This is a genomic window from Pseudomonas rustica, from assembly GCF_049959085.1.
Taxonomy (GTDB): domain Bacteria; phylum Pseudomonadota; class Gammaproteobacteria; order Pseudomonadales; family Pseudomonadaceae; genus Aquipseudomonas; species Aquipseudomonas rustica.
This window is the reverse complement of the sequence record NZ_CP188200.1, coordinates 68,342-93,570: the sequence shown is the minus strand read 5'-3', so window position 1 is coordinate 93,570 and position 25,229 is coordinate 68,342. Positions and strand designations below refer to the sequence as shown.

The 25,229-nt window shown below is 60.7% G+C and carries 28 protein-coding genes; 13 read left to right on the top strand and 15 right to left on the bottom strand.

All coding sequences use genetic code 11. The features are described 5' to 3' along the window. Positions 1 to 127: 127 nt before the first annotated feature. The 5 genes from ACP3TY_RS00515 to ACP3TY_RS00495 all read left to right on the top strand — a co-directional run bounded on the left by ACP3TY_RS00515 (position 128) and on the right by ACP3TY_RS00495 (position 6,754). Positions 128 to 1,261 carry a Fic family protein gene (locus tag ACP3TY_RS00515; RefSeq protein WP_426619049.1) on the top strand — a complete coding sequence of 378 codons (1,134 nt, stop codon included), beginning with the start codon at positions 128 to 130 and terminating at the stop codon, positions 1,259 to 1,261. A gap of 347 nt (positions 1,262 to 1,608) precedes the next feature. Beyond that, positions 1,609 to 1,851, top strand: a complete 243-nt coding sequence (locus ACP3TY_RS00510) for an exodeoxyribonuclease VII small subunit (protein ID WP_003228627.1) — start codon at positions 1,609 to 1,611, stop codon at positions 1,849 to 1,851. Continuing rightward, complete coding sequence (gene ispA, locus ACP3TY_RS00505; protein ID WP_400649358.1) at positions 1,848 to 2,735, top strand: (2E,6E)-farnesyl diphosphate synthase; 888 nt, start codon at positions 1,848 to 1,850, stop codon at positions 2,733 to 2,735. The genes ACP3TY_RS00510 and ispA overlap by 4 nt, the downstream gene beginning before the upstream one ends. Positions 2,736 to 2,826: 91 nt before the next feature. Continuing rightward, complete coding sequence (gene dxs / locus ACP3TY_RS00500) at positions 2,827 to 4,725, top strand: 1-deoxy-D-xylulose-5-phosphate synthase (RefSeq protein WP_426619048.1); 1,899 nt, start codon at positions 2,827 to 2,829, stop codon at positions 4,723 to 4,725. A gap of 142 nt (positions 4,726 to 4,867) precedes the next feature. Continuing rightward, positions 4,868 to 6,754, top strand: coding sequence for a TonB-dependent receptor domain-containing protein (locus ACP3TY_RS00495; protein ID WP_426619047.1), 1,887 nt, complete (start codon positions 4,868 to 4,870; stop codon positions 6,752 to 6,754). A gap of 132 nt (positions 6,755 to 6,886) precedes the next feature. Here the strand turns inward: ACP3TY_RS00495 and ACP3TY_RS00490 are convergent, their stop codons facing one another. The 12 genes from ACP3TY_RS00490 to nrdR form a co-directional block, all read right to left on the bottom strand. Continuing rightward, entirely contained in the window at positions 6,887 to 7,687 is an 801-nt protein-coding gene (locus ACP3TY_RS00490) for a cobalamin-binding protein (protein WP_426619046.1), read from the bottom strand. Continuing rightward, a complete protein-coding gene (locus ACP3TY_RS00485) occupies positions 7,687 to 8,106 on the bottom strand; it encodes an MFS transporter (RefSeq protein ID WP_426619045.1) in 420 nt (139 codons plus the stop codon). Before ACP3TY_RS00485 ends, ACP3TY_RS00490 begins: the two co-directional genes overlap by 1 nt. Beyond that, the gene (gene ribA / locus ACP3TY_RS00480; protein ID WP_053124247.1) at positions 8,103 to 8,720 is read right to left on the bottom strand and encodes a GTP cyclohydrolase II; all 618 of its coding nucleotides are present in this window, start codon (positions 8,718 to 8,720) and stop codon (positions 8,103 to 8,105) included. The genes ACP3TY_RS00485 and ribA overlap by 4 nt, the downstream gene beginning before the upstream one ends. A 222-nt stretch (positions 8,721 to 8,942) precedes the next feature. Further along, the gene (locus ACP3TY_RS00475; protein WP_426619044.1) at positions 8,943 to 9,686 is read right to left on the bottom strand and encodes a substrate-binding periplasmic protein; all 744 of its coding nucleotides are present in this window, start codon (positions 9,684 to 9,686) and stop codon (positions 8,943 to 8,945) included. Positions 9,687 to 9,721: 35 nt separating this feature from the next. After that, positions 9,722 to 10,225, bottom strand: coding sequence for a phosphatidylglycerophosphatase A family protein (locus ACP3TY_RS00470; RefSeq protein WP_007910933.1), 504 nt, complete (start codon positions 10,223 to 10,225; stop codon positions 9,722 to 9,724). Continuing rightward, positions 10,222 to 11,187, bottom strand: coding sequence for a thiamine-phosphate kinase (thiL, locus tag ACP3TY_RS00465; protein ID WP_426619043.1), 966 nt, complete (start codon positions 11,185 to 11,187; stop codon positions 10,222 to 10,224). The genes ACP3TY_RS00470 and thiL overlap by 4 nt, the downstream gene beginning before the upstream one ends. Before the next feature lie 18 nt (positions 11,188 to 11,205). Further along, positions 11,206 to 11,706, bottom strand: a complete 501-nt coding sequence (nusB, locus tag ACP3TY_RS00460; protein ID WP_053124252.1) for a transcription antitermination factor NusB — start codon at positions 11,704 to 11,706, stop codon at positions 11,206 to 11,208. Next, positions 11,703 to 12,179 (bottom strand): 6,7-dimethyl-8-ribityllumazine synthase, encoded by a 477-nt coding sequence (gene ribH, locus ACP3TY_RS00455; protein ID WP_426619042.1) that lies wholly within the window; start codon positions 12,177 to 12,179, stop codon positions 11,703 to 11,705. The genes nusB and ribH overlap by 4 nt, the downstream gene beginning before the upstream one ends. Positions 12,180 to 12,414: 235 nt before the next feature. Beyond that, positions 12,415 to 13,506 carry a bifunctional 3,4-dihydroxy-2-butanone-4-phosphate synthase/GTP cyclohydrolase II gene (gene ribBA, locus ACP3TY_RS00450; protein ID WP_008081846.1) on the bottom strand — a complete coding sequence of 364 codons (1,092 nt, stop codon included), beginning with the start codon at positions 13,504 to 13,506 and terminating at the stop codon, positions 12,415 to 12,417. A gap of 16 nt (positions 13,507 to 13,522) precedes the next feature. Next, complete coding sequence (locus ACP3TY_RS00445; RefSeq protein ID WP_426619041.1) at positions 13,523 to 14,185, bottom strand: riboflavin synthase; 663 nt, start codon at positions 14,183 to 14,185, stop codon at positions 13,523 to 13,525. A gap of 47 nt (positions 14,186 to 14,232) precedes the next feature. Further along, a complete protein-coding gene (gene ribD, locus ACP3TY_RS00440) occupies positions 14,233 to 15,366 on the bottom strand; it encodes a bifunctional diaminohydroxyphosphoribosylaminopyrimidine deaminase/5-amino-6-(5-phosphoribosylamino)uracil reductase RibD (protein WP_053124257.1) in 1,134 nt (377 codons plus the stop codon). Further along, positions 15,363 to 15,827, bottom strand: coding sequence for a transcriptional regulator NrdR (gene nrdR, locus ACP3TY_RS00435; protein WP_007910946.1), 465 nt, complete (start codon positions 15,825 to 15,827; stop codon positions 15,363 to 15,365). Before nrdR ends, ribD begins: the two co-directional genes overlap by 4 nt. A gap of 128 nt (positions 15,828 to 15,955) precedes the next feature. On the opposite strand from nrdR, the gene ACP3TY_RS00430 reads away from it, so the two are divergent. The 3 genes from ACP3TY_RS00430 to trxA all read left to right on the top strand — a co-directional run bounded on the left by ACP3TY_RS00430 (position 15,956) and on the right by trxA (position 18,079). Continuing rightward, entirely contained in the window at positions 15,956 to 16,420 is a 465-nt protein-coding gene (locus tag ACP3TY_RS00430) for a YbaY family lipoprotein (RefSeq protein ID WP_053124259.1), read from the top strand. Then, positions 16,417 to 17,073, top strand: coding sequence for a class I SAM-dependent methyltransferase (locus ACP3TY_RS00425; RefSeq protein WP_426619040.1), 657 nt, complete (start codon positions 16,417 to 16,419; stop codon positions 17,071 to 17,073). The genes ACP3TY_RS00430 and ACP3TY_RS00425 overlap by 4 nt, the downstream gene beginning before the upstream one ends. Before the next feature lie 133 nt (positions 17,074 to 17,206). After that, the gene (gene trxA, locus ACP3TY_RS00420; RefSeq protein WP_426619039.1) at positions 17,207 to 18,079 is read left to right on the top strand and encodes a thioredoxin; all 873 of its coding nucleotides are present in this window, start codon (positions 17,207 to 17,209) and stop codon (positions 18,077 to 18,079) included. An 88-nt stretch (positions 18,080 to 18,167) separates the two neighbouring features. On the opposite strand, the gene ACP3TY_RS00415 is transcribed toward trxA, so the two are convergent. Continuing rightward, positions 18,168 to 18,527 carry a hypothetical protein gene (locus tag ACP3TY_RS00415; protein ID WP_426619038.1) on the bottom strand — a complete coding sequence of 120 codons (360 nt, stop codon included), beginning with the start codon at positions 18,525 to 18,527 and terminating at the stop codon, positions 18,168 to 18,170. 134 nt (positions 18,528 to 18,661) lie between these two features. Between ACP3TY_RS00415 and ACP3TY_RS00410 the strand changes: the two genes are divergently transcribed. The 5 genes from ACP3TY_RS00410 (at position 18,662) to ACP3TY_RS00390 (ending at position 22,788) form a co-directional block, all read left to right on the top strand. Then, a complete protein-coding gene (locus ACP3TY_RS00410) occupies positions 18,662 to 19,255 on the top strand; it encodes a DUF2796 domain-containing protein (RefSeq protein ID WP_212546248.1) in 594 nt (197 codons plus the stop codon). A 133-nt stretch (positions 19,256 to 19,388) separates the two neighbouring features. Next, a complete protein-coding gene (locus ACP3TY_RS00405; RefSeq protein WP_053124268.1) occupies positions 19,389 to 20,099 on the top strand; it encodes an ABC transporter ATP-binding protein in 711 nt (236 codons plus the stop codon). A 1-nt stretch (position 20,100) separates the two neighbouring features. Next, positions 20,101 to 21,366 carry an ABC transporter permease gene (locus tag ACP3TY_RS00400; protein WP_053124270.1) on the top strand — a complete coding sequence of 422 codons (1,266 nt, stop codon included), beginning with the start codon at positions 20,101 to 20,103 and terminating at the stop codon, positions 21,364 to 21,366. 11 nt (positions 21,367 to 21,377) lie between these two features. Continuing rightward, a complete protein-coding gene (locus ACP3TY_RS00395) occupies positions 21,378 to 21,896 on the top strand; it encodes a DUF3299 domain-containing protein (protein WP_053124335.1) in 519 nt (172 codons plus the stop codon). Between the two features lie 193 nt (positions 21,897 to 22,089). Beyond that, positions 22,090 to 22,788 (top strand): OmpW/AlkL family protein, encoded by a 699-nt coding sequence (locus ACP3TY_RS00390; protein WP_053124272.1) that lies wholly within the window; start codon positions 22,090 to 22,092, stop codon positions 22,786 to 22,788. Between the two features lie 371 nt (positions 22,789 to 23,159). Here ACP3TY_RS00390 and ACP3TY_RS00385 read toward each other — a convergent pair whose 3' ends face one another. Both ACP3TY_RS00385 and ACP3TY_RS00380 read right to left on the bottom strand, forming a co-directional pair. After that, on the bottom strand, positions 23,160 to 24,092 hold the full coding sequence (locus tag ACP3TY_RS00385; protein ID WP_426619037.1) for an NAD-dependent epimerase/dehydratase family protein: 933 nt from the start codon (positions 24,090 to 24,092) through the stop codon (positions 23,160 to 23,162). Next, on the bottom strand, positions 24,085 to 24,969 hold the full coding sequence (locus ACP3TY_RS00380; protein WP_201231465.1) for a sugar nucleotide-binding protein: 885 nt from the start codon (positions 24,967 to 24,969) through the stop codon (positions 24,085 to 24,087). Before ACP3TY_RS00380 ends, ACP3TY_RS00385 begins: the two co-directional genes overlap by 8 nt. Positions 24,970 to 25,229: the final 260 nt, after the last annotated feature.

The window sequence follows — 25,229 nt, the reverse complement described above, 5'->3', positions numbered from 1 at the left end:
ACAGGTGCGATAGCTGTAGGAAACTGGCCAAACGGTGGACGGTGAGCCGATTAGGGATCATATTCGGCTCACAAAATGAGCCGAATAGCCTTTCTATTCGGCTCACGCATTTGAGGACAAGTCACAAATGGCAACTCAGTGGATCTGGCAGCAGCCCGACTGGCCCGACTTTATCTGGCAGGCAGAGCGCCTGGCGTCACTGTTGCGCGAGTGTGTGCAGGCGCAAGGTCAGTTAATGGGCATGGCCGGTTCGGTGAGTAACGCCTTGGGGGCGCAGGCTGAGCTGGATGCCTTGCTGCAAAACATCGTGACCTCCTCGGCGATTGAGGGGGAGCAACTGAACGTCGGCTCGGTGCGTTCGTCGCTGGCCAGACGTTTGGGCGTGGCGTTGATCGATGGTGATAACGTCAGCCAACGCAGTGAAGGTCTGGCGCAATTGATGCTGGATGCCACCCGGCGATTCGCAGAACCGCTAAGCTCAGAGCGATTGCTGGAATGGCACAGATGGTTGTTTCCTGACCAGGACACCGAGCTCACTTCAAGATCATTGCGCGTCGGCGCGCTACGCGGGGATGAGCCGATGCAGGTGGTGTCAGGAAGAATTGATCGTCCGACGGTACATTTCGAAGCCCCACCGCGCGAGGGACTTGAAGAGCAACTTGAACAATTTCTGCAGTGGTTTGAGGCCAGCCAGCATCAAACAGCGCTGGATCCGATGTTGCGGGCGGGCATCGCGCATTTCTGGTTTGTCACCTTGCATCCGTTCGACGATGGCAACGGTCGTCTGACCCGCACGATCACTGATCTGGCGCTGGCTCAAGGCGAGGCGCAAGCCATTCGTTTCTACGCTATGTCGGCGAGCATTCTGGATGATCGCTCCGGGTATTACAGAGTGCTGGAGTCGAGCCAGAAAGCTTCGCTGGATATCACTGAATGGCTGACGTGGTTTCTGCAAACGTTGCTGCGCAGTCTGCAACAAGCCATCACGCGGATTGAAAGTGTGCTGGGCAAGACGCGGTTCTGGCAGGCGCATCGCGAGTCCGGACTGTCGGTGGAGCAGGTCAAAGTACTCAATCGTTTGCTCGACGGCGGTGAGCGGGGTTTTGAGCTCGGTATCAGTGCCGGGCAGTATCAGACGGTGGCGAAAGTGTCGAAGGCCACGGCGACCCGGCATCTTGCGGAGTTGCTGGAGAAAGAATGCTTGCAGCGTCTGCCGGGAGGTGGCCGGAGCACGCGCTATCAAATCCGCTATCCGGATTAGCACTGACAATACCCACCTGTGGCGAGGGGATTTATCCCCGTTCGGCTGCGCAGCAGCCCCAAAAGCTACGAGCACCTATTTTCAGGTCTACCGAGTCAGCATTGATTACGACTGCTGCGCAGCCGAACGGGGATAAATCCCCTCGCCACATTGGATCTTTGTTCTCACAAGGGATCTTTGTATTCCGATCCGATCTTTGTTCTGCACAAGGGATCTTTTCATTCAGAGGGGATCTTTATCCTGCACAAAGGATCATTTGTTCTGGCGCGCATCGCCCTGCTCATTTGCCCACAACCCCCCTATCTGCTAGTGTCGCGCCGGTTTAACGTCAACCGGAAATCGCCGCCATGGCCCGCAAAAAAGCTGCACTGGATTTCGAACAGTCCCTCGCCGACCTGCAAACATTGGTCGAGCGTCTGGAGAATGGTGAATTGTCGCTGGAAGACTCGCTGACCGCTTTCGAGCAGGGCATCGGTCTGACCCGTGATTGCCAGGCAGCGCTGGCGCAAGCCGAGCAGAAGGTGCAAGTGCTGCTGGAGCGTGATGGCGAACTCGCCGAGGAACCCTTCGACGCGGAACAGCCAGAATGATTGCAGCGTACACGGCGACCAGCCAGAACCGCGTCAATGCGGCTCTGGAGACCCTGTTCAATGCGCCGCTGCCAGAGCTCGCACGCCTCTATGAAGCCATGCGCTACAGCGTGATGAACGGCGGCAAACGCGTACGTCCGCTGCTGGCTTACGCTGCCTGCGAAGCGTTGGGCGGCAAGGCTGAGCAAGCCAACGGCGCGGCTTGCGCGGTTGAGTTGATCCACGCTTATTCGCTGGTTCACGACGATTTGCCGGCGATGGACGATGACGATCTGCGTCGCGGCCAGCCGACCACCCACAAAAAATTCGATGAAGCTTGCGCGATTCTCGCCGGTGACGGTTTGCAGAGCCTGGCCTTCAGCGCCCTGCTCGATCCGCGCCTGAGCGATTGCAGCAGCGATATCCGTCTGCAAATGGTCACCGCGCTGGCGCAGGCTGCCGGCCCGGCGGGCATGGTTGGCGGCCAGGCCATCGACCTCGGCTCGGTCGGCCTCAAGCTCGATCAAAAAGCCCTCGAACAGATGCACCGGCACAAGACCGGCGCGCTGATCGAAGTCAGCGTCAGGCTCGGCGCCCTCGCCAGCGGCCGTGCCGAGAAAGACGAACTGCGTGCCCTGCAGACTTATGCACAGGCCATCGGCCTGGCGTTTCAGGTGCAGGACGACATCCTTGACGTCGAAAGCGACACCGAAACCCTCGGCAAACGCCAGGGCGCTGACATCGCTCGTGACAAACCAACCTACCCGGCTTTGCTCGGCCTCGACGCCGCCAAGGCCTACGCTCTGGAATTGCGCGATCAGGCTCTGCATGCGCTGCGACCGTTTGACGCGGCGGCTGAGCCTCTGCGTGAGCTGGCCCGGTATATCGTTGAGCGGCGCAACTAAGCGCCGAGCAGCCAAAAAATACCAACGCGTGGGCAGGGGGCGATGCATCAGGTAAACTGCCGCATCTTTTATACCTATAACGATTCGCCTGATGCCCACGACGTTTCATGAGATTCCCCGCAAGCGCCCGACCACGCCCCTGCTCGACCGCGCGAATACGCCGGACGGCCTGCGCCGGTTAGGCGAAGCCGAGCTGGAAACCCTGGCCGATGAGTTGCGCCTGGAATTGCTCTACACGGTCGGTCAGACCGGTGGGCATTTCGGCGCAGGCCTGGGCGTGATCGAGCTGACCATCGCGCTGCATTACGTCTTCGACACGCCGGATGACCGGTTGCTGTGGGACGTTGGTCATCAGGCTTATCCGCACAAGATCCTCACCGGTCGTCGCGAGCGCATGGGCACGCTGCGTCAGAAGGACGGCATCGCGGCGTTCCCGCGCCGCGCCGAGAGCGAGTACGACACCTTTGGCGTCGGCCACTCCAGCACCTCGATCAGTGCAGCGCTGGGCATGGCGATTGCCGCCCGCCTGCAAAACAGTGATCGCAAGGCGATCGCGGTGATCGGCGACGGCGCGTTGACTGCCGGCATGGCCTTCGAGGCGCTGAACCACGCGCCGGAAGTGAACGCCAACATGCTGGTGATCCTCAACGACAACGACATGTCGATCTCTCGCAACGTTGGCGGTCTGTCCAATTATCTGGCGAAGATCCTGTCCAGCCGCACTTACGCGAGCATGCGTGAAGGCAGCAAGAAAGTCCTGTCGCGCCTGCCCGGCGCGTGGGAAATCGCCCGTCGTACCGAAGAATACGCCAAAGGCATGCTGGTTCCCGGCACCCTGTTCGAAGAGCTGGGCTGGAACTACATCGGCCCGATTGACGGCCACGACCTGCCGACCCTGATCGCCACGCTGCGCAACATGCGTGACCTGAAAGGCCCGCAGTTTCTGCACATCGTCACCAAGAAAGGCAAAGGCTTCGCCCCGGCGGAAGTCGACCCGATCGGTTACCACGCCATCACCAAACTCGAACCCCTGGACGCTCCGGCCGCTGCGCCGAAGCAAGCCAGCGGGCCGAAGTATTCGGCGGTGTTCGGCGAGTGGTTGTGCGACATGGCGGCGGCGGATCCACGCTTGGTCGGGATCACCCCGGCGATGAAGGAAGGCTCGGATCTGGTGGCGTTCAGCGAACGCTTCCCGCTGCGCTATTTCGACGTGGCGATTGCCGAACAGCACGCGGTGACGTTCGCCGCCGGCATGGCCTGCGAAGGCGCGAAACCGGTGGTGGCGATTTACTCGACGTTCCTGCAGCGTGGTTACGACCAGTTGGTGCATGACGTTGCCGTGCAGAACCTCGACGTGCTGTTCGCCATCGACCGTGCCGGTCTGGTCGGCGAAGACGGCCCGACCCACGCTGGCAGCTTCGACCTGTCGTACCTGCGCTGCATCCCGGGCATGGTCATCATGACCCCGAGCGATGAAAACGAACTGCGCAAAATGCTCACCACCGGCCACCTCTACAACGGCCCGGCGGCGGTGCGTTATCCGCGCGGAAACGGCCCGAATGCGACCATCGAAAAAGATCTCGAACCGGTGGAAATCGGCAAGGGCATCGTCCGCCGTCAGGGCAACAAAGTCGCCCTGCTGGTGTTCGGCGTGCAACTGACCGAGGCGCTGAAAGTCGCCGAGAAGCTGGATGCCACCGTGGTCGACATGCGTTTCGTCAAACCGCTGGATGAAGAACTGGTGCGCGAGATTGCCGGCAGCCACGAGTTGCTGGTGACCATCGAGGAGAACACGATCATGGGCGGCGCCGGTGGCGCGGTCAGCGAGTTCCTGGCGCGGGAGAACATCCTCAAGTCGATGCTGCATCTGGGCTTGCCGGACATCTACGTCGAACACGCCAAGCCTGCGCAAATGCTGGCGGAATGTGGGCTGGATGAGGCCGGGATCGAAGCGTCGATTCGTCAGCGTCTGGCCCTACTCAACCGCTAAGCGTTCCCCCCTGTAGGAGCTGCCGAAGGCTGCGATCTTTTGATCCTGCTTCTAGGCGGCTCCAGACCTTTCAAAAAAGCAAAATCAAAAGATCGCAGCCTTCGGCAGCTCCTACAGGGTTTTGCACAAACCATGGATTGCCATGAAACTCTCGCGCCTCGCCCTGCCCTTCTTCTTGCTGCCGTCCACTAATGCCCTCGCCGATAACTTCGAGCGTGATCAGGCGTTGAAGCTGCCGGACACGTTGATCTCCGCCAACCGCCAGGTCGAAGCACGCAACGACAGCAGCGCCGCCAACACCGTATTCACCCGTGAAGACATAGACCGCCTGCAACCGAGCGACGTGCCGGACTTGCTGCGTCGCGTGCCCGGCGTGCAAGTGGCGCAGACTGGCGGGCGCGGCAGTCTGCCGGGGATCTATATTCGCGGCACGCAATCGGCGCAGAGTCTGGTGTTGGTCGATGGTCAGCGCATCGGCAACTCGACTTCGGGCGACAGCAATCTGCAGCACCTGAACATCGAGCAGATCGAGCGTGTGGAAGTGCTGCGCGGCTCGCGTTCGGTGATTTACGGCAGTGATGCGATTGGCGGTGTGATTCAGATTTTCACCCGACGCGGTACTGAGCAGGGTTTGCAGCCACGCATGCACATCGGTTTCGGCAGCAACCAGACGTGGGAACGCAGCCTCGGTTTGTCCGGCGGCGATGACAAAACCCGCTTCAATCTCGGCGCCAGCCTTGATGAAACCGCCGGGATTGATCGTACGCACGAGTCGTATCCAAGCGATGCCGATCACGATGCCTATCGCAACAAATCCATCAGCCTGAGCCTCAGCCATGCGCTGACCGATGACATCGAAATCGGCGCCAATCTGCTGGATAACCGTGGCAAGAGCGAGTTCGACAACCCGTTCGGCCGCTTCGACATGAACACCTTCGAGTCGGTGCAGCAGCAGCCTTACAGCGATTTTAACGTCAGCAGCGTCAGCAGTTACTTCGACGCCCGGGTCAACGACCTCTGGAAAACCCGCGTCGAGTTCGGCCATACCGAGAACCGCGAGAAGACCCTGGATAAACTCAGCGACGAGCGCACGGTGTTCAACACCTATCGCGATTCGGTGAACTGGCAGAACGACCTGACCTTGAACGCGCGCAACAGCTTGATCCTCGGCGGCGACTGGTACGAGGATCGCGTCAACAGCAGCACCGCGTTTGACGAGGACAGCCGCTGGAACCGCGCGGCGTTTATCCAGCATCGTTATCAGGCCGACAGCTTCTCCACTGAACTCGGCCTGCGCCACGACGATAATCAGCAATTCGGCAGCCAGAATACCTGGAGCGGCACGTTCACCCTGCCGCTGAATCCGGATAACGATCTGTTGCTGAGTTATAGCGAAGGCTTCCGCGCGCCGACCTTTAACGACCTGTACTACCCGGACTTCAGCAACCCGGATCTGAAACCAGAAACGTCGAAGAGCTACGAGCTGCAATGGCGCAGCCAGTTGAGCGACAGCAGCCGTCTGGAAGCGTCTATTTACCGTACGGATCTGCAGGACGCGATTATCTTCGGCAGCAACTCACGTCCAGAGAACGTCGCTTCGGCGCGAATCAACGGTTTTGAAGCGGCGCTGAAACAGGAACTGTTCGACTGGCAGAGCAACCTGGGCGTGTCGATCATTGATCCGCGCGATCGCGATTCCGGGCATACCCTGGCGCGTCGTGCGCGGCGGACGTTGAGCTGGGATCTGGATCGGCAGTTTGATCGGATCAGTGTCGGTGCGAGCTGGCAGGCGGTAAGCAGCAGTTATGACGATCGCGACAACAATCAATCGCTGGGTGGCTACGCATTGTTCGGCTTGCGCAGCAGTTGGGCGCTGAACCGCGAGATCAAGCTGGATCTGAAGGTCGATAACGTTTTCGACAAGGGTTACAGCCGAGCGAATTACAGCTATGACGGCGGTCAGTATGGTTATCGCGAGGAAGGTCGGATGTGGATGTTTGGTGTCACCTGGACACCCGAAATCCGCTAAGACCCCGGATCTGGATATCCCCCGACACCCTGTAGGAGCTGCCGCAGGCTGCGACCTTTTGATCTTCGGCAATCCCGACTCAGCCCCAAAGCAAGATCAACAGATCGCAGCCTTCGGCAGCTCCTACAGGGGTTATCGGTGCGGCTGGATGAGTTGGCAGAGTTTGGCGGTGGCGTCGATCATCTGGCCGCTTGGGCGTTCGAGGCCTTTGTCGGTAACCAGCAGTAATTGCTGCTGTTTTACAGCGGCGACCTGCGGCCAGTTTTTCCAGGCGTTGAGCTGGGACTGGTCGCTGCCCAGAATGACTTCGGGATTACGCTGCAACACCGCCTCGATGCTGACTTGCGGCGCAGGCAAGGTCAGATCACTGAACACATTCCGCGCCCCGCACACTTGCAGCGCATCGCTGATGATCTGCCCGCCACCAACGGTGTACAGCGGCTTGTCCCACACCTGATAAAACACCCGCAACGGCACTTCCCGGTGATAGCGCTGGCGTAGATCCGCGAGTTTTTGCCGCAGATCCGCTGCCAGTTTCACCCCACGCTCAGGCCTGCCCAATTGCTTGGCAATGGCTTCAATCTGCGTGGAGAGTTGATCTAAAGAATGCGGTTCGGCGACGAAAGTCGGAATGCCCAGACGCTTCAACTGATCCCGTTGCGCCGGGCCGACACTGCCGGGCCAAAGCAACAACAAATCAGGTTTGAGGCTGAGCAACTGTTCCATGTCGAGCTGGCCGTAACGACCCACCGACGGGACGTTGGCAATTTCCGCAGGACGCTCACCAGCATCCAGCACCCCGACCAACAGGTCGGCCGAATCCAGCTCAACGACAATTTCAGAAAGCGACGGCGCCAGGCTGACCACCCGCAGGTTTGCCAGCACCGGGCCGCTGACGGCCAGCAGCAGAACCGCCAGCCAGAGACGGCGCATCAGCCGAGTTGACGCGGGATGCGGTAGAGATAAAACAGCACGGCGGTGGACAGCGCCAGCAGCATCAACGGTACTGCTTCGAGACCGACGAATACCGCCAGTGCGCCGATCCACGCTGGCAAGGCTGCCGCGAGAAACGCCGAGCGACGGTTCGCCGCAAGGGCAATCCACGCGCCGGGTTCTTCAGGGGTATCGAGGGCTTTTTGCGTGGCGATCAGTGCGTGTTTGTAGCGACCGAAAAACTTCAGGCTGACAAACATCGACGCCACGCCGGCAATGAACAGCGGCATCGCCAGCACCGGCAAAATGCCCTCGCTCTGACCGAACAGGGCGTTGATCACGAACAGCGGCACCAGTGCCAGCGCGAGGTATTTCCACCAGGCGACGGACAATCGGCGCCGCACCTGACCACGGGTCACGCCCGGTCTACCTCGCCCTGATGCTCGTTGCCCATCATGTGGTCGAGCTTGCTGGCCTTGGTCGCCAGATAGAGTTTGTTGTGCGGGTTGTGGCCGGTGTGCAGTGGCACGCGCTCGGCGACGGTGATGCCCATGTCGGTCAAGGCTTTGACCTTGCGCGGGTTGTTGGTCATCAGCCGCAGGGATTTCACGCCCAGATGCTCGAGCATCGGCAGGCACATGGCGTAGTCACGCTGATCGGCGGCGAAACCTAGACGTTCGTTGGCTTCAACGGTGTCGGCGCCGCCGTCCTGCAACTCGTAAGCACGAATCTTGTTCAACAGACCAATGCCGCGACCTTCCTGGCGCAGGTACAGCAACACGCCTCGGCCTTCGCGAGCGATGGCTTTGAGTGCGCCTTCGAGTTGCGAGCCGCAGTCGCAACGCTGGCTGAACAAGGCATCGCCGGTCAGGCATTCGGAGTGCAAGCGGCCGAGTACCGGGGCACCGTCGGTAAACTCGCCGAGGCTCAGCACAACGTGCTCGCGGCCGGTGGCTTCATCGAGAAAACCGTGCATGGTGAATTGCGCAAAAGGCGTTGGCAGCTTGGAAGCGGCGACAAAGACGACAGGCACCGGTGTGCTCCTGATCTAAAGAGTCTGAAAATTCGCAGGCCGGCATTGTAACAGCAGGTTCCTACCGGCGCTTAGGCTGAATTATCGGGGATAACGATCAAAAAGTTTGATAACTACCCGGTCGACATGGATCCCTGTAGGAGCTGTCGAGTGAAACGAGGCTGCGATCTTTTGATCTGTTTTTTAGAATCAGGATCAAAAGATCGCAGCGTGCCGTAGCTCCTACAGGGGATTTGTGGCGAAGGGGTAGGGTTGCTTCCACTTCTCGAAGATCGGCTTCAACTCGCCGCTCTTCACCAGTTGCTCCATGCGCTGATCGAATAGCGCCATCAGTGCACGAGCTTGCGGGGTGTCGGCGAAGCCGAGGTACAACGGCAGCTCGACCAGGTGCGAATAGCGATACTGCGCCGGATCCGCCGCACTGCGCATCACCGCTTCAATCTCGGTCAGCGCGTCGATGTAGTAATCCGCCCGCCCCTGCTTGAGCATCGGCAGGATGCCGGTGCGGCGCTCGATCTGGTTGTAGCGTTTGACGTTCGGCAGGTAGTTTTCGTAGCGATAACCGCGCACCCACGCCAGTCGGTATTTGCCGAGGGTCGCCAAGGTCGGCGGCGGGTTGCTCGCCAGACCCAGCGCGTAGATGTGATCGGAATCGAAATTCCAGTGCGGATACAGCACTTGCTCGGCTTCATCACGATAGGAACCGACCAGCGCGTCGACTTCCTTCAACTGCACCAAACCGATCGAGCGGGTGTACGGCACGCTGCGGATCTCGACTTTGACGCCGATCGGCTCAAAGACCTTGCGCAGCACATCCCAGGCGAGTCCGTGGCCGTCGGCGGCGGTGTAGTCTTCCCAGTCTTCGCTGGCCAGATGAATCACCGCCGGCGCATGCACAGCTTCCTGAGCACTGACGACAGTGCTCAACAAGGTCAACATCAGCAGCGCCAGCCAGCGTCGAGCCATCCCTAGTGTCCTCACTTAACCCTGTACGGCGCGGATCAGGCGAAAATCCACACCAGTCCCTGCATGGCCAGCCAGGCGAACACGCCGGCCAGCACGTCGTCGAGCATGATGCCGACGCCGCCGTGAACATGCCGGTCGATCCAGCGAATCGGCCACGGCTTGAGAATGTCGAAGAAGCGGAACACCAGAAAACCCGCGAGCAACCAGTACCAGCCTTCCGGCACCAGCCACAGAGTGATCCACATCCCGACCATTTCGTCCCAGACGATGCCTTCGTGGTCGTGTACCCGCAGATCGTCGGCGACTTTGCCGCACAGCCAGAAGCCGAACAGCATGGTGATCCCGAGCATCAGCCAGTAACCCCAGTCGGGCAGCATCTGCCACAACGGGATAAAGGGTAGCGCAACTAACGAGCCCCACGTTCCCGGCGCTTTCGGCAGCGTGCCGGAACCGAAGCCGAACGCGAGGAAATGCCAGGGATTGCGCCAGACCGACGGCGGAACGAATTCGGCCGGAACCTGTTTCGGGTGATCTGTCACGGTGTCTCCTGAAAATGTTGATAGCCCCGGGTTTGCGGGGTGATGTCGTGCCCTTCGCGATCCAGCAGCACCACGCCCTGCCCTTCGGCCACGCGACCGATCACATGGATCGGCCAGCCATTGGCCAGCAGCGCCGACAACTCGACGGACGGCAGGGTGAACGCCAGCACGTAATCATCGCCACCGCTCAACGCCGCGCGCTCGGCACCCCGTTGACCGAGAAACGCCACTAAAGCATCCGACAACGGTACGCGCTCGCGTTCAATCTCAAGTCGCACCTGAGACGCCAACGCGATGTGGCCGCAGTCGGCGAGCAGGCCATCGGAGATATCCAGCGCCGACGTGGCTTTGCCGCGCAGGGCCTGACCGAGGGCGAGTTGCGGTTGCGGCGACCAGTAGTGATCGAGCAGCGGTTGGGCGATATGAGGTTCGGCATCACGCTGACCGAGCACCAGCGGCAGCGCGCCGGCAGCATTGCCCAACTCGCCGCCGACACAGAGCAAGTCGCCCGGTTGCGCGCCGCTGCGGGTCAACGCCTGACCGGCAGGAACGCGACCAAACACAGTCACCGTCAGGCTCATCGGCCCGCGCGTGGTATCGCCGCCGACCAGCGCAACGCCGCAGCTCTGCGCCATGCGGTTCAAACCGCGGGCATAGGCTTGCAGCCAATCGGCGGTCACCGTCGGTACAGTCAGGGCAAGGGTAAAGGCAACGGGCGTGGCGCCCATGGCGGCCAGATCGCTGACCGCAACGGCCAGCGAGCGCTGACCGAGCAGAAACGGATCGCAGGGGTCGGCGAAATGCACACCGGCCACCAGCGTATCGGTGGAAATTGCCAGCTGTTCCCCGGAGGGAACAGCGAGCAAGGCGCAGTCATCGCCAATCCCGAGAGCAACGCCTTCGCCGCCCTGCGCACAAGGCGCGGCGGCGAAGAAATTGCGGATCAGCTCAAACTCGCCCATTGAAGTATCAAGCGCGTTTCAGCGCTTGAACGCCTTCACTTCAGCTTCACGCAGGCGCGGGGCCAGCTTGTCGAGCACACCGTTGACGAACTTGTGCCCGTCGGTGGAACCGTAGACTTTCGCCAGTTCGATGCCTTCGTTGATCACAACGCGGTACGGCACGTCGACGCGCTTGAGCAGTTCCCAGGTCGACAGGCGCAGTACGCACAGTTCAACCGGGTCGAGCTCTTCGATGGTCAGGTCCAGGCACGGCGCCAGCGCGGTGTCGATCTCGGTCAGACTGGCCGGAACACCGTGCAGGATGTCGTGGAAGTAGCTCTGGTCGGCGAAGGTGAAGTCATTATCGACGCGAAACTGCGCTTCGATTTCGTTCAGCGAAGCACCGGCCATGTGGCGCTGGTACAACGCTTGCGTCGCCAACTGACGGGCAGCGCGGCGCTTTTCACTTTTCGAAGGCTTGCCGGCGTCGGTTGGACGCGGCTCGCGCGGGTTGAAACGATCGCTTTCGTCGCTAATCACTTGGCCTCCAACTGTGCCAGCAGGCTGACCATTTCCAGAGCGGACAGGGCAGCTTCGGCACCTTTGTTACCGGCCTTGGTGCCGGAACGTTCGATGGCTTGCTCGATGGAATCAACGGTCAGGACGCCGAAAGCGACCGACACGCCGAACTCCATGGACACCTGGGCCAGACCCTTGGTGCATTCGCCAGCCACGTATTCGAAGTGCGGAGTACCGCCACGAATGACCGCGCCGAGGGCGATGATGGCTGCGAACTCGCCTTTCTGAGCGACTTTCTGCGCAACCAGCGGGATTTCGAAGGCGCCAGGCGCGCGGATGATGGTGATGTCGCTTTCGCTCACGCCGTGGCGAACCAGGGCATCAACTGCACCGCTGACCAGGCTTTCAACAACAAAGCTGTTGAAACGGCCTACTACCAAAGCGTAGCGGCCTTTTGGGGCGATGAAGGTACCTTCGATGGTCTTCAGGGTCATTCGTCAGATCTCTTAAAGAGCCGGGACGCGTCTCGTACGCATCCCTCAGTGATATTAGCCACGAACACATGGCCGGAAAAATCCGCATTGCTGACTGATTACAAACTGTGGCGAGGGGATTCATCCCCGATGGACTGCGCAGCAGTCCCAAAAACAGGGGCCGCTGCGCAGCCCGTCGGGGATGAATCCCCTCACCACAAGAATCCATGTCAACAATGCCGGAAACGACCGGTCATTATTCGGAGGGCACGTATTCTACAACTTCCAGATCGAAACCGGATATCGCATTAAATTTCATTGGCGCAGACATCAGGCGCATTTTGCGTACACCAAGGTCACGCAGGATCTGCGAACCGGCACCGACAATGCTGTAGGTGGTCGGTTTTTTCGGCGCTGGCTGATCACCGGTTTCACGGATATGCGCCAGCAACACGTCGCCATCGAGCGGGTGACCGAGCAACAGAACAACACCGCTGCCCGCCTCGGCAACCGCAGCCATCGCGGCGCGCAGGCTCCAGCGGCCCGGTTGCTTGACCATCAGCAGGTCGCGCAGCGGGTCCATGTTGTGCACGCGAACCAGCGTTGGCTCTTCGGCGCAAACAGTGCCCAAGGTCAGTGCCATGTGCACGTCGCCTTCCACCGAATCACGATAGGTCACCAGGTTGAATTGGCCCAGTTCGCTGTCGAGTGGCTGCTCGGCAATCCGCTGAACGGTACGTTCGTGGATCATCCGGTAGTGAATCAGGTCGGCAATGGTGCCGATCTTGATGTTGTGTTCGGCAGCAAAAGCTTCCAGTTCGGCGCGACGGGACATGGTGCCGTCGTCGTTCATCACTTCGCAGATCACCCCGCTCGGCTCGAAACCGGCCATGCGCGCGAGGTCGCAGGCGGCTTCGGTGTGGCCAGCGCGAGCGAGGGTGCCGCCAGCCTGAGCCATCAGCGGGAAGATGTGGCCCGGACTGACGATATCTTCAGCCTTGGCATCTTTGGCCGCCGCCGCTTGCACGGTGCGCGCACGGTCAGCAGCGGAGATGCCGGTGGTGACGCCTTCGGCCGCTTCGATCGAAACGGTGAACTTGGTGCCGAAACCGGAACCGTTGCGCGGTGCCATCAGCGGCAGCTTCAACAGTTCGCAGCGCTCGCGGCTCATCGGCATGCAGATCAGGCCACGGGCGTGCTTGGCCATGAAGTTGATGTGCTCGGCCTGGCAGCATTCGGCGGCCATGATCAGGTCGCCTTCATTCTCGCGGTCTTCGTCATCCATGAGGATGACCATCTTGCCTTGGCGGATGTCTTCAACCAGTTCTTCGATGCTATTGAGCGCCACAAGGCACCCCCTTCAGTCAGGATTTGAGATAGCCATTGGCGGCCAGAAAGCTTTCAGTGATGCCGCCAGCGTTTGGCTCTGCAGCCTTGTCACCGAGCAGCAGACGCTCCAGATAGCGCGCCAGCAAATCGACTTCCAGATTCACCCGGCGACCCGGCTTGTACGACGCCATGATGGTTTCGCTCAGGGTGTGCGGAATGATCGTCAGCATGAATTCGGCGCCATCGACTTCGTTCACGGTCAGGCTGGTGCCGTCGACGGTGATCGAGCCTTTGTGGGCGATGTACTTGGCCAGTTCTTTCGGCGCGCGGATGCGAAATTCCACGGCGCGGGCATTGTCGGAGCGCGAGACGATTTCGCCGACGCCGTCGACGTGGCCGCTGACCAGATGCCCGCCGAGACGAGTGGTCGGGGTCAGGGCTTTTTCCAGATTGACCGGGCTGCCGCTTTTCAGGTCATTCATGGCGGTGCAGTCCAGCGTTTCGCGGCTGACGTCGGCGGCAAAGCCGTCGCCCGGCAACTCGACCGCCGTCAGGCACACGCCGTTGACTGCGATGCTGTCGCCGAGTTTGACGTCGCTCAGGTCGAGCTTGCCGGTTGCGACGTGTACCCGCACATCACCGCCCTTTGGGGTCAGTGCGCGGATACTGCCGATGGATTCGATGATGCCGGTAAACATGGGGTTCTCCTTGAGAACTAAGCCAGCGCTAACGCGATGGCCGGGAATTATACGCTCGCCGATGGCACAGGGATGGCAGTGACTCGCCAGTCATCGCCCACCGCACGAATTTCACTGATTTTCAGCTCGGGAGCATCCTTCATATGGGCCAGCGGCCAGTCCAGCAACGGCCGCGCCGTGGAGCCGAGAAACTTGCCGGCGATGAAGATCACGAATTCATCCACCAGACCGAGCTGAGCGAAGGCGCCGGCCAAACGTGGGCCAGCCTCGACCAGCACTTCGTTGACGCCGCGATTGGCCAGTTCGATCAGCAATTGATGCAGATCGACCTGACCGTCATCACCCGGCACGATCAGGCATTCCGGGCCATTGGCGTATTGCTCTTCGACCGCCATGCAAGTGGCAACCAACGCCGGGCCGGCCTTGAAGAACGGTGCATCGAGCGGCACGCGCAGGCGCCCGTCGATCAGCACGCGCAACGGCGGACGGCTCATGGCCAGCGCGGTTTGTTCGCCATCCAGACCCAACTCGTCGGCGCGCACAGTTAAACGCGCGCCATCGGCCAGCACGGTGTCAGCGCCGGTCAGCACCACGGCGGCCTGAGCGCGCAAACGCTGCACCGCCGAACGCGCGGCCGGGCCGGTGATCCATTGGCTCTCGCCGTTTTCCATCGCCGTGCGACCGTCGAGGCTCATGGCCAACTTGACCCGCACGAACGGCAAGCCGTGTTCCATGCGTTTCAGGAAACCCTGGTTGAGCTTGCGCGCCTCGGCTTCGAGCACACCGCTTTCGGTGGCGATGCCGGCATCGGCCAGACGCTGCAAACCACGTCCGGCAACTTGCGGATTCGGGTCACGCATTGCCGCAACGACCCGAGCAACCCCGGCATTCACCAGCGCATCGGCACACGGCGGCGTGCGGCCATGGTGGCTGCACGGCTCCAAGGTCACATAAGCAGTGGCGCCCCGGGCCAGTTCACCGGCGGCGCGCAGGGCGTGGACTTCAGCGTGGGGTTCGCCGGCGCGTTCGTGCCAGCCTTCGCCGACAATCTGCCCGTCGCGCACCACCACACAGCCGACCCGAGGATTGGGATGGGTGGTGTAGTGACCTTTGCGCGCCAGTTCCAGCGCACGCGCCATAAAGTGGGCGTCGAGGATGGCCTGCTCGGCGACGGTGGTCATTCTTTCACCGGTTCGCGGGCGAGGCGGTCGATTTCTTCGCGGAATTCATTGAGATCCTGGAAGCGCTTGTACACCGAAGCGAAGCGGATGTAGGCGACTTCATCAAGCTTCTGCAATTCGGCCATGACCAGTTCGCCGACCACGAGGGATTTGACCTCGCGCTCGCCGGTGGCGCGCAGCTTGTGCTTGATGTGAACCAGAGAGGATTCGAGGCGCTCGACGCTCACTGGACGTTTCTCCAGGGCGCGTTGCATGCCGGCGCGGAGTTTTTCTTCGTCGAACGGTTGGCGGCTGCCGTCAGTTTTGATCAGGCGCGGTAACACCAGTTCGGCCGTCTCGAACGTCGTGAAACGCTCGCCGCAGGCCAGGCATTCACGCCGGCGGCGCACCTGTTCGCCCTCGGCGACCAGACGCGAGTCGATGACCTTGGTGTCGTTGGCACCGCAGAAGGGACAGTGCATGGTGGCTGGCAACAAAAAAAGGGAGGGCCATGGTAGCGCATCCCGGTGGCAAGACAAGCCATAGGGTTTGCGGTATACAGAACGGCATGATCGTTTGATCCATGGATTTCATTTTGCCGGAGCCTCCAATGCCGTTACGTCCGCTCGTTTTGCTCAGTCTTTTCAGCCTGCTGGTGGCCTGTGGCAGCGATGCACCCAAGCCGCAGCCGCCGACTCCGGGGCCGGCGCCACAACAGGCGCAGAAAAAAGCCAAAGAAGCTGCCGAGCTCGGCCCGCTGCCGGCCTATCAGCGTGAACTGAGTGGCACCCTGCAAGGCGTGCCGGCCGGCGCCGAAGTCGAACTGGCGTTGCTGGTGATCGATGAGAAGGATCGCCCGCAGCAATTGCTCGCCAGTTCCAGCCTGATCGGCAACAACCAGATCCTGCCGTTCCGTCTGCGCTTCAACCCGGACGCCTTCCCGGCCGGTGCGCGGGTTGAACTGCGTGGCCGCGCCAGCCAGTCCGGCCAGTTGATCCTGCATTTGCCTTCGCAAACCATCAGCCAGCCGACCACTCAGGCGCTGGGCCAGTTGCAATTTGTCAAAGCACCATGACGGCACCGCTCGACCTGCAACTAGCGTTAGGTGAATTGCTCGGCGACGCCAGACTCAAGGTCTGCGCGTTGCCCGACACTGATTTACAGCTATGGCTGATCGACGGCGACAACATGGATCGGCAATTCAGTCAGGAAGAAATCCAGCGAATTCTGCATGAGCCGCCCTACTGGGGATTCTGCTGGGCCAGCGGTCTGGCGGTGGCGCGTTATCTGGCGGAGTTTCCCGAGTGGGTGCGCGGTAAACGCGTGCTGGATTTCGGCGCCGGCTCGGGGATTGCCGGGATTGCGGCGGTGAAGGCTGGAGCGCTGGAGGTGGTGGCGTGCGATCTCGATCCACTGGCGATTTCCGCCTGCCGGGCGAACGCCGCGTTGAATGATGTCGAGATGGGTTATTCGACGGATTTCTTTGCCGAGGCCGACCGCTTTGATCTGATTCTGGTGGCGGACGTGTTGTATGACCGGGCGAACCTGCCGCTGCTGGATGCGTTTTTGAGCCGTGGCCGTGAGGCGTTGGTGGCGGATTCGCGGGTGCGGGATTTTCGCCATCCGTTGTATCCGCGCATTGAAATGCTTGAGGCGATGACCTTGCCGGATCTCGCAGAGCCTGAGGAATTTCGGCATGTCAGCCTTTACCATGCGCGGCGTGATTGAGATCGTTAAAAGATCGTAGCCTTCGGCAGCTCCTACAGGTGCAATGCGCATCCGCGTGTAGGAGCTGCCGAAGGCTGCGATCTTTTGCGCCACCGCTTATAGTGCGTTCATTAACGCTTTGACGAGATCCCCCATGAGTGAGCAAACGCCGTACATCTTCGACGCCACGACGGCCGATTTCGACCAGTCGGTGATCGAGGCTTCTTTCAGCAAACCGGTGCTGGTGGATTTCTGGGCCGAATGGTGTGCGCCGTGCAAGGCGCTGATGCCGATGCTGCAAACCATTGCCGAGAGTTACCAGGGCGAGTTGCTGCTGGCCAAGGTCAACTGCGACATCGAGCAGGACATCGTTGCCCGTTTCGGCATTCGCAGCCTGCCGACCGTGGTGCTGTTCAAGGACGGTCAACCGGTCGACGGTTTTGCCGGCGCGCAACCGGAATCCGCCGTGCGCACCCTGCTTGAGCCGCATGTGCAGATGCCACCGCCGGCCGAAGCCGATCCATTCGAACAGGCTCAAGCGTTGTTCGATGACGGCCGTTATGCCGATGCCGAAGCGGCGCTGGTGGTGATGCTCAATGAAGACAACACCAACGCCAAAGCGCTGATTCTCTATGCGCGTTGCCTGACAGAACGTGGTGAACTGGGCGAAGCGCAGACCGTGCTGGATGCGGTCAAAAGCGACGAGCACAAAGCCGCGCTGGCCGGGGCCAAGGCGCAGATCAAGTTTCTCGGTCTGGCGCGCGATCTGCCGGATGCGGCTGAATTAAAAGCGCGTTTGGCAAAAGATCCGCAGGACGATGAGGCGGTGTATCAACTGGCGATCCAGCAACTGGCGCGTCAACAGTACGAAGCCGCGCTGGAGGCGATGCTCAAGCTGTTTATCCGCAATCGCAATTATGCCGAAGGGTTGCCGCACAAGACGTTGCTGCAGGTGTTTGAGCTGCTGGGCAATGATCATCCGCTGGTCAGCGTTTACCGCCGGAAGATGTTTGCTGCGCTTTATTAAAATCAAAAGATCGCAGCCTTCGGCAGCTCCTACATTGGGATCGTGTACATCCCTGTAGGAGCTGCCGCAGGCTGCGATCTTTTGCGATTCACTCGATCCAGCTGTAGAGCGGCGTATCCCCGCCACTCACCACTTTCACGTCCGAACTGTGGCGCAAACGCACCAGCAAGCGCTTGCCCGCCACCGAGCTGCCGGTCAGCCCTTCAAGCTGATCGAGCAGATCCGGTCCGCTGAGTTGCCCGGCCTTGCGCAATAGATCCCGCGCCACCTGCCACAACGCATCATCCTGATTCAGCGGTTTCGCCGCTGGCGCCGACGGGGCCACTTCAGGCTGCGCCGTCTGCACTTGCCCATTCAGGGCCGAGCCAAGCCGTGCCCAGTCGCTGTCATCCAGTTCCACCGTCAAATCCACCGGCAGGTCACCGACGGTTCCGCGTATCCGCAACATTGAGTTCGCTCCTGCACTTTTCTGACCTGCATGCTCCCACGGGACTTGTGCAACGCCAAGCGCACGGGCAAACTCTGCGGACTTTCGTTATAAGATTACATAACAAACTCTTCACTTTACTCCCGGAGTTCGCCATGCGCCGTCTGCTGCTCGCTTTGCCGTTTGCCCTGTTGCCGCTGGCCGTCGCCCATGCTGCCGATGAGCACGACCACGATCATGAACACGGCAGCCTCGGCGCACATGAGCACGGTGTCGGTCGCCTGAACGCCGCGCTCGACGGTCAGACCCTTGAACTGGAGCTGGAAAGCCCGGCGATGAACCTCGTGGGTTTCGAACACCTCGCGACCACGGATGCCGATAAAGCCAAAGTCGCCGCCGCCCGTGCGCAGCTGGAAAAACCATTGGCGCTGTTCAGTCTGCCAGCCGCTGCCGGTTGCAAAGTCGTCGGTCAGGAACTCGAGAGTCCGTTGTTTGGCGACAAACCGGATGCCGACGATCATGACGAAGATGAAGCGGACAAGGACGGTCACGAACATCACCACGACCACAGCGAAATCCACGCGCACTACCAGATCAAGTGCGCAACGCCCGGCGCGTTGAAGACGCTGGATCTGGCGAACATCTTCAATACCTTCCCGGCGACCCAGAAAATTCAGGTACAACTGATCAGCGCGAGCGGCCAGCAAGGTGCTGAAGTGACGGCGAAGGCTGCCTCCCTGAAATTCTGACCACACCGAAAATCCCCCTGTAGGAGCTGCCGAAGGCTGCGATCTTTTGATCTTGCTTTAAGAAGATCAGGATCAAAAGATCGCAGCCTTCGGCAGCTCCTACAGGGCTATGAAAACTCATGATATTGGTGCCATGACCCAAGCACTCATCGAACTGTCCGACCTGGGCTTCAGTTGGCCCGGTCACCCGCCGCTGCTGGACATCCCGGCGTTTCGTCTGGAACCGGGCGAAACCCTGTTTCTCAAAGGCCCGAGCGGCAGCGGCAAAACCACCCTGCTCGGCCTGCTCGGCGGTGTGCAGAAACCTGATCGCGGCAGCATTCGTTTGCTCGGCCAGGAACTGACCGAACTCTCCGCCGGCGCCCGCGACACCTTCCGCGTCGATCATACCGGCTACATTTTTCAGCAGTTCAACTTGCTGCCGTTTCTCTCGGTGCGCGAGAACGTTGAGCTGCCATGCCACTTCTCCAAACTGCGTGCGCAACGGGCGAAACAGCGTCACGGCAGCGTTGATCAAGCCGCCGCTACCCTGCTCGCGCACTTGGGTTTGAAGGATGAAAGCATTCTCAGCCGTCGCGCTGATTCGTTGTCGATTGGTCAGCAACAACGTGTGGCCGCCGCGCGTGCCTTGATCGGCCAGCCCGAACTGGTTATCGCCGACGAACCGACCTCGGCGCTGGATTACGACGCCCGGGAAAACTTCATTCGTCTGTTGTTCGCCGAGTGCCGCGAAGCCGGATCGAGTCTGCTGTTCGTCAGCCACGATCAGAGCCTGGCGCCGTTGTTCGACCGTCATCTGTCCCTGGCCGAACTCAATCGCGCCGCCACGTCTGCCGAGGTCTGAGATGTATCTGTTTCGTCTGGCCATGGCCAGCCTGGCTAACCGCCGCTTTACCGCCCTCCTCACCGCGTTCGCGATTGCCTTGTCAGTGTGCCTGCTGCTCGCTGTTGAACGGGTGCGCACCGAAGCCAAAGCCAGTTTCGCCAGCACCATCAGCGGCACCGACCTGATCGTCGGCGCGCGCTCCGGTTCGGTGAATCTATTGCTGTACTCGGTGTTCCGCATCGGCAACGCCACCAACAACATTCGCTGGGACAGCTTCGAACACTTCGCCAACAACCCGAAAGTGAAGTGGGCGATCCCGATGTCCCTCGGCGATTCCCATCGCGGCTATCGCGTGATGGGCACCACTGAAGCGTATTTCGAGCACTACCAGTACGGTCGCAAGCAGCATCTGGAGTTGGCCGACGGTCGTGCATTTGCCACCGATCCGTTTGAAGTGGTGCTCGGCGCCGAAGTCGCCGATGCACTGCATTACAAACTCGGCGACCAACTGGTGCTGGCCCACGGTGTGGCGGCGATCAGTCTGGTCAAGCATGACGACAAACCGTTCACCGTGGTCGGCATTCTCAAGCGCACCGGTACGCCGGTCGATCGCACGTTGCACATCAGCCTCGGTGGCATGGAGGCGATTCACATCGACTGGCACAACGGCGTGCCGGCACGTGGCAATGGCCGAATCACGGCGGATCAGGCGCGCAACATGGATCTGACGCCGCAAGCGATCACCGCGTTCATGCTCGGTCTCAACAGCAAGATTTCCACTTTTGCGCTGCAACGCGAGATCAACGAATTCCGTGGCGAGCCAATGCTGGCGATCCTGCCGGGCGTGGCGTTGCAGGAGTTGTGGAGCCTGATGAGCACTGCTGAAAAAGCGCTGTTCGTGGTTTCGCTGTTCGTCGTGCTGACCGGTTTGATCGGCATGCTCACGGCGATTCTCACCAGCCTCAACGAACGTCGTCGTGAGATGGCGATTCTGCGTTCGGTCGGTGCGCGACCGTGGCACATCGCGAGTCTGCTGGTGCTGGAAGCGTTCGCTCTGGCGCTGACCGGGGTGATCGCCGGCGTTGCGTTGCTGTACATCGGCATCGCCGCTGCGCAGGGTTACGTGCAGGCCAATTACGGTTTGTTTCTGCCGCTGGCCTGGCCGAGCGAGTATGAATGGACGCTGCTCGGTGGCATTCTGGCGGCCGCGCTGCTGATGGGCAGCGTGCCGGCCTGGCGCGCTTATCGCCAATCGTTGGCCGATGGCCTGTCGATCCGTTTATGAGGATGTTCACCATGCCCCGCGCCGTACTTGCGCTGCTGTTGCTGGTTGCCCTGCCCGTGTGGGCCGCGGCGCCAAAAGACCTGACATGGTCGGAAATGATCCCGCCGGACGCCGCACCGGAAGTGCCGAACATGACCCCGCTGCACGACATGTCGAAAATGAGCGATGCGCTGTCGGCGGAGTCAGCGCCAGCGGCGAAGCAGGATCTGCCGAACGCGCCGGTGGTGCAGGCGCTCGATGGCCAGAACATTCGGTTGCCGGGCTATATCGTGCCGCTGGAAGTCAATGAAGAGGGGCGCACCACGGACTTCTTGCTGGTGCCGTATTTCGGCGCGTGCATCCATGTGCCGCCACCGCCGTCGAACCAGATCGTGCATGTGAAAAGCGAGTTGGGTGTGAAGCTGGATGAGCTGTATCAGCCGTACTGGATCGAGGGGCCGTTGCAGGTCAAGGCGTCGAGCAGCGAGCTGGCGGATGCCGGGTATCAGATGGAGGCGGACAAGATTTATGTGTATGAGCTGCCGGAGTAAATCCCGGTAGTTTCAAGATCAAAAGATCGCAGCCTTCGGCAGCTCCTACAGGGGATCATGTTTCTCTGTAGGAGCTGCCGAAGGCTGCGATCTTTTGCGGACTTCACTGTTTCATTGAGCTGCGTCAAAAGACCGTATCAGTTGGCTTCGTACCATAGGACATCAGAAATTTTTAACGTCCTTTGGAGCCCCCATGAACAAGTCCTTGCTCAGCGCTTCGTTGTTTGCCCTCGCGCTCGCAGCCCCGCTCGCCCACGCCCACGATGCCGGTGACATCATCGTTCGCGCCGGTGCAATCACCGTCAACCCGAAGGCCGACAGCTCCAGCGTCAAGGTCGATCAGGGTCCGCTGAGCGGCGCCAACCTGGGCGGCAAGGCGACCATGAGCAGCGACACTCAATTGGGTCTCAACTTCGCCTACATGATCACCAACAACATCGGTATCGAGTTGCTGGCGGCCTCGCCGTTCGAACATGACGTGAAGCTGAAAAACACGGCCCTGCCAGCAGCCAACGGCAAACTCGGCACCCTGAAACACCTGCCGCCGACCCTCAGCGTCGTTTACTACCCGCTAGATTCGAAGTCGGCCTTCCAACCGTATGTGGGCGGCGGCATCAACTACACCTGGATCTATGACGAACACGTCGGCAGCGAAGCGCAGACTGCAGGCTTCAGCAACTTCAAGGCGAAAAACTCCTGGGGTCTGGCGTGGCAGGTCGGTGCCGATTACATGCTGACTGACAAGGTGATGATCAACGCCCAAGTGCGTTATATCGACATCGATACTCGCGCGACAGTGGAGAACAACGCAGTGGCGCCGGGCACTCGGGCACGGGTGAATGTGGATGTCGACCCGTTTGTGTACATGGTGGGGTTGGGTTACAAGTTCTAAGGAACATTCGCGTGGTGGTGGATGAGGCTTGGTGGTGGGCAGACTTGAATCTGAAGGCGACTGCCATGCAGTTGATCGGGGCGGTGCGACGATTCGTTAAATCCCCTCGCCACAAGGGATAGCGGTACATTCCGGCCGTGAAAAAGGCGCCTGTTGAAGGGCGCCTTTTTCATGTCTGCTGGAATTGTTGGGTGGCTGAAATCCAACCCCCTCACCCCAGCCCTCTCCCTCAGGGAGAGGAGGAAAGGGAGCCGATCTTCATGCTTTTCCAAATTGGAGTTCAGCCAGATAGTTCAGGTCGGCGTAACTCGACCATCCACCGCAATCAGTCCCCTCTCCCTCCGGGAGAGGGCTAGGGTGAGGGGCTCTTCTCAGGAACGCCCCAACAACCGCGCCAAACCAACACTCATCGGCGTCTGCGGTGGCAGCTTAAACCGCGCCAGCAAGCGCTGATTATTCGCCCGGGAATGCCGAATATCCCCCGACCGCGCCGGCCCATAACTGATCGGCGGCAACTCACCCACCACTGTCTGCAACGCCGCGAGCATTTGCTTGAGGTTCATCGACTGATTCCAGCCAACATTCACCGCGCCGGCTTCCACTTCAGGCTTTTCAATCGCCTGCACCAGCACGTCGACCAGATCCTCGACATAAAGGAAATCCCGCGTCTGCTCGCCATCACCAAACACGGTGATCGGCAACCCTTTCTGCGCGCGTTCGCTGAAGATGCTGATCACCCCGGAGTACGGCGAGGACGGATCCTGACGCGGGCCGAAGATGTTGAAGAAGCGGAAAATCGCCGGCTCCAGACCGTGCTGGCGACGATAGAAATCGAAGTAATGCTCACCGGCCAATTTGTCCGAGGCATACGGTGTCAGCGGTGCTTTCGGCGTGTCTTCGTCGATCGACTCGCCTTCACCGTTGTTGCCATACACCGCCGCGCTGGAGGCGAACAGCACACGTTTAACTCCGGCCTGACGCATGGCTTCGCAAACATTCAGCGTGCCAATGAAATTGCTCTGGTGAGTCTTCACCGGATCATCCACCGAAGCCTGCACCGAGGCCACAGCGGCCAGATGCGCCACGGCGCTGCAACCCTGCATCGCCTGAGCGACCAGCGCCGCATCGGCAACATCGCCGACAACCAGTTCGACCTTGGGATTGTCCAGCGGCAGATTGGCGCGTTTGCCGGTCGACAGGTCATCGAGAATCCGCACCGAATGGCCCTTGGCGAGCAACGCGTCAGTCAGGTGCGAGCCGATGAAACCGGCGCCGCCGGTGATTAAAACAGGGCCTTCAGCCATGACGATAAAACCTATCCAGTAAAGCCGGGAGCGCGGCACGCCAGGCGCGCGGCTTGATCCCGAAAGTGTGCAGAATTTTCTTGCAGGCCAGCACCGCGTGTTGCGGTTCTTCGGCAGCGTCCGGGCGCGCGGCGTGAGCCTGAGCGGTCGGCGCTTCGATGGCCAGGGCGTGCAGGCTGCGCGCTTCGGTCAGAATCGCCTGCCCCAGCGCCAGCGGCGTGGTCGCCTCGTGGCCGGCGTAGTGATAAGTGCCCCACAGCGGCGCCGCGCAATCGAGTTGCTTGAGCACCGAGATGATCACCCGCGCAGCGTCGTCGACCGGGGTCGGATTGCCACGGCGGTCATCGGCCAAGAGCAATTCTTCCGGTTGCTCGGCGCGGGCGAGGAAACGGCCGAGGGTGCCGTCGGCGCTGTCATCGAGCAGCCAGCCGAAACGCAGCAACACATGCTGCGGGCATGTCGCGCGAACGCTCTGCTCAATGCGCCACAGCGCTTGACCGCGCAGGCCCAGCGGCACTGGTTCATCTTTTTCGCTGTAGGCGGTGGCGCGCGAGCCGTCGAACACCCGATAACTGGAGGGCTGCACGAGGACGATGTTGTGGTGCTGGCACAATTCGGCCAGACGCTCGATCGCGCGTTCCTGCCCGGCCATACGGCTTTCGCTGACCGTTTCGGCCTGGAACCAGTCGAAATAGTAGGCGAGGTTGATCAACGCATCGGGACGGGTGTCGTCGAGCAATTGGGTCAGGCTCGCGGCATCCCAGCCGTTTTCGGGCGGGCGGGGGGCGAGGAAACCGATGTCTTCCTCCGCACCGAGGCGAATCAGCGCCTGCCCAAGGGCATTTCCGCCGCCCAGTAACATAAGGCGCATTCGCATAGAGTCAGCAGGCCCAGTCTGATTGGAACGATGGCTTGAGCGACGGATCTTGTGGAAGCGTCGCCGATAATTGCCGGAATCGTTGCATTTTGCGGGTTTAGTGCGCAACCGTCATCCGTAAAGTGTACATCCCCGGGATTTGTGTCGTGGCATCTGGCCCCTTCGCGAGCAGGCTCGCTCCCACAAGGGATGCGCGGCGCACATAAATCCACTGTGGGAGCGAGCCTGCTCGCGAAGAGGCCCGACCAGACACTGAAGAT

Coding starts and splice junctions, on each gene's coding strand:
- ACP3TY_RS00395 (WP_053124335.1), top strand. CDS start 21,378: ATGCCCCGCGCCGTACTTGCGCTGCTGTTGCTGGTTGCCCTGCCCGTG.
- ACP3TY_RS00430 (WP_053124259.1), top strand. CDS start 15,956: ATGCCGTTACGTCCGCTCGTTTTGCTCAGTCTTTTCAGCCTGCTGGTG.
- ACP3TY_RS00380 (WP_201231465.1), bottom strand. CDS start 24,969: ATGCGAATGCGCCTTATGTTACTGGGCGGCGGAAATGCCCTTGGGCAG.
- ACP3TY_RS00410 (WP_212546248.1), top strand. CDS start 18,662: ATGCGCCGTCTGCTGCTCGCTTTGCCGTTTGCCCTGTTGCCGCTGGCC.
- ACP3TY_RS00390 (WP_053124272.1), top strand. CDS start 22,090: ATGAACAAGTCCTTGCTCAGCGCTTCGTTGTTTGCCCTCGCGCTCGCA.
- trxA (WP_426619039.1), top strand. CDS start 17,207: ATGAGTGAGCAAACGCCGTACATCTTCGACGCCACGACGGCCGATTTC.
- dxs (WP_426619048.1), top strand. CDS start 2,827: ATGCCCACGACGTTTCATGAGATTCCCCGCAAGCGCCCGACCACGCCC.
- nrdR (WP_007910946.1), bottom strand. CDS start 15,827: ATGCACTGTCCCTTCTGCGGTGCCAACGACACCAAGGTCATCGACTCG.
- ACP3TY_RS00445 (WP_426619041.1), bottom strand. CDS start 14,185: ATGTTTACCGGCATCATCGAATCCATCGGCAGTATCCGCGCACTGACC.
- ribH (WP_426619042.1), bottom strand. CDS start 12,179: ATGACCCTGAAGACCATCGAAGGTACCTTCATCGCCCCAAAAGGCCGC.
- ispA (WP_400649358.1), top strand. CDS start 1,848: ATGATTGCAGCGTACACGGCGACCAGCCAGAACCGCGTCAATGCGGCT.
- ACP3TY_RS00510 (WP_003228627.1), top strand. CDS start 1,609: ATGGCCCGCAAAAAAGCTGCACTGGATTTCGAACAGTCCCTCGCCGAC.
- ACP3TY_RS00495 (WP_426619047.1), top strand. CDS start 4,868: ATGAAACTCTCGCGCCTCGCCCTGCCCTTCTTCTTGCTGCCGTCCACT.
- ACP3TY_RS00405 (WP_053124268.1), top strand. CDS start 19,389: ATGACCCAAGCACTCATCGAACTGTCCGACCTGGGCTTCAGTTGGCCC.
- thiL (WP_426619043.1), bottom strand. CDS start 11,187: ATGGGCGAGTTTGAGCTGATCCGCAATTTCTTCGCCGCCGCGCCTTGT.
- ACP3TY_RS00475 (WP_426619044.1), bottom strand. CDS start 9,686: ATGGCTCGACGCTGGCTGGCGCTGCTGATGTTGACCTTGTTGAGCACT.
- ACP3TY_RS00400 (WP_053124270.1), top strand. CDS start 20,101: ATGTATCTGTTTCGTCTGGCCATGGCCAGCCTGGCTAACCGCCGCTTT.
- ribD (WP_053124257.1), bottom strand. CDS start 15,366: ATGACCACCGTCGCCGAGCAGGCCATCCTCGACGCCCACTTTATGGCG.
- ACP3TY_RS00415 (WP_426619038.1), bottom strand. CDS start 18,527: ATGTTGCGGATACGCGGAACCGTCGGTGACCTGCCGGTGGATTTGACG.
- ACP3TY_RS00385 (WP_426619037.1), bottom strand. CDS start 24,092: ATGGCTGAAGGCCCTGTTTTAATCACCGGCGGCGCCGGTTTCATCGGC.
- ACP3TY_RS00490 (WP_426619046.1), bottom strand. CDS start 7,687: ATGCGCCGTCTCTGGCTGGCGGTTCTGCTGCTGGCCGTCAGCGGCCCG.
- ACP3TY_RS00515 (WP_426619049.1), top strand. CDS start 128: ATGGCAACTCAGTGGATCTGGCAGCAGCCCGACTGGCCCGACTTTATC.
- ACP3TY_RS00425 (WP_426619040.1), top strand. CDS start 16,417: ATGACGGCACCGCTCGACCTGCAACTAGCGTTAGGTGAATTGCTCGGC.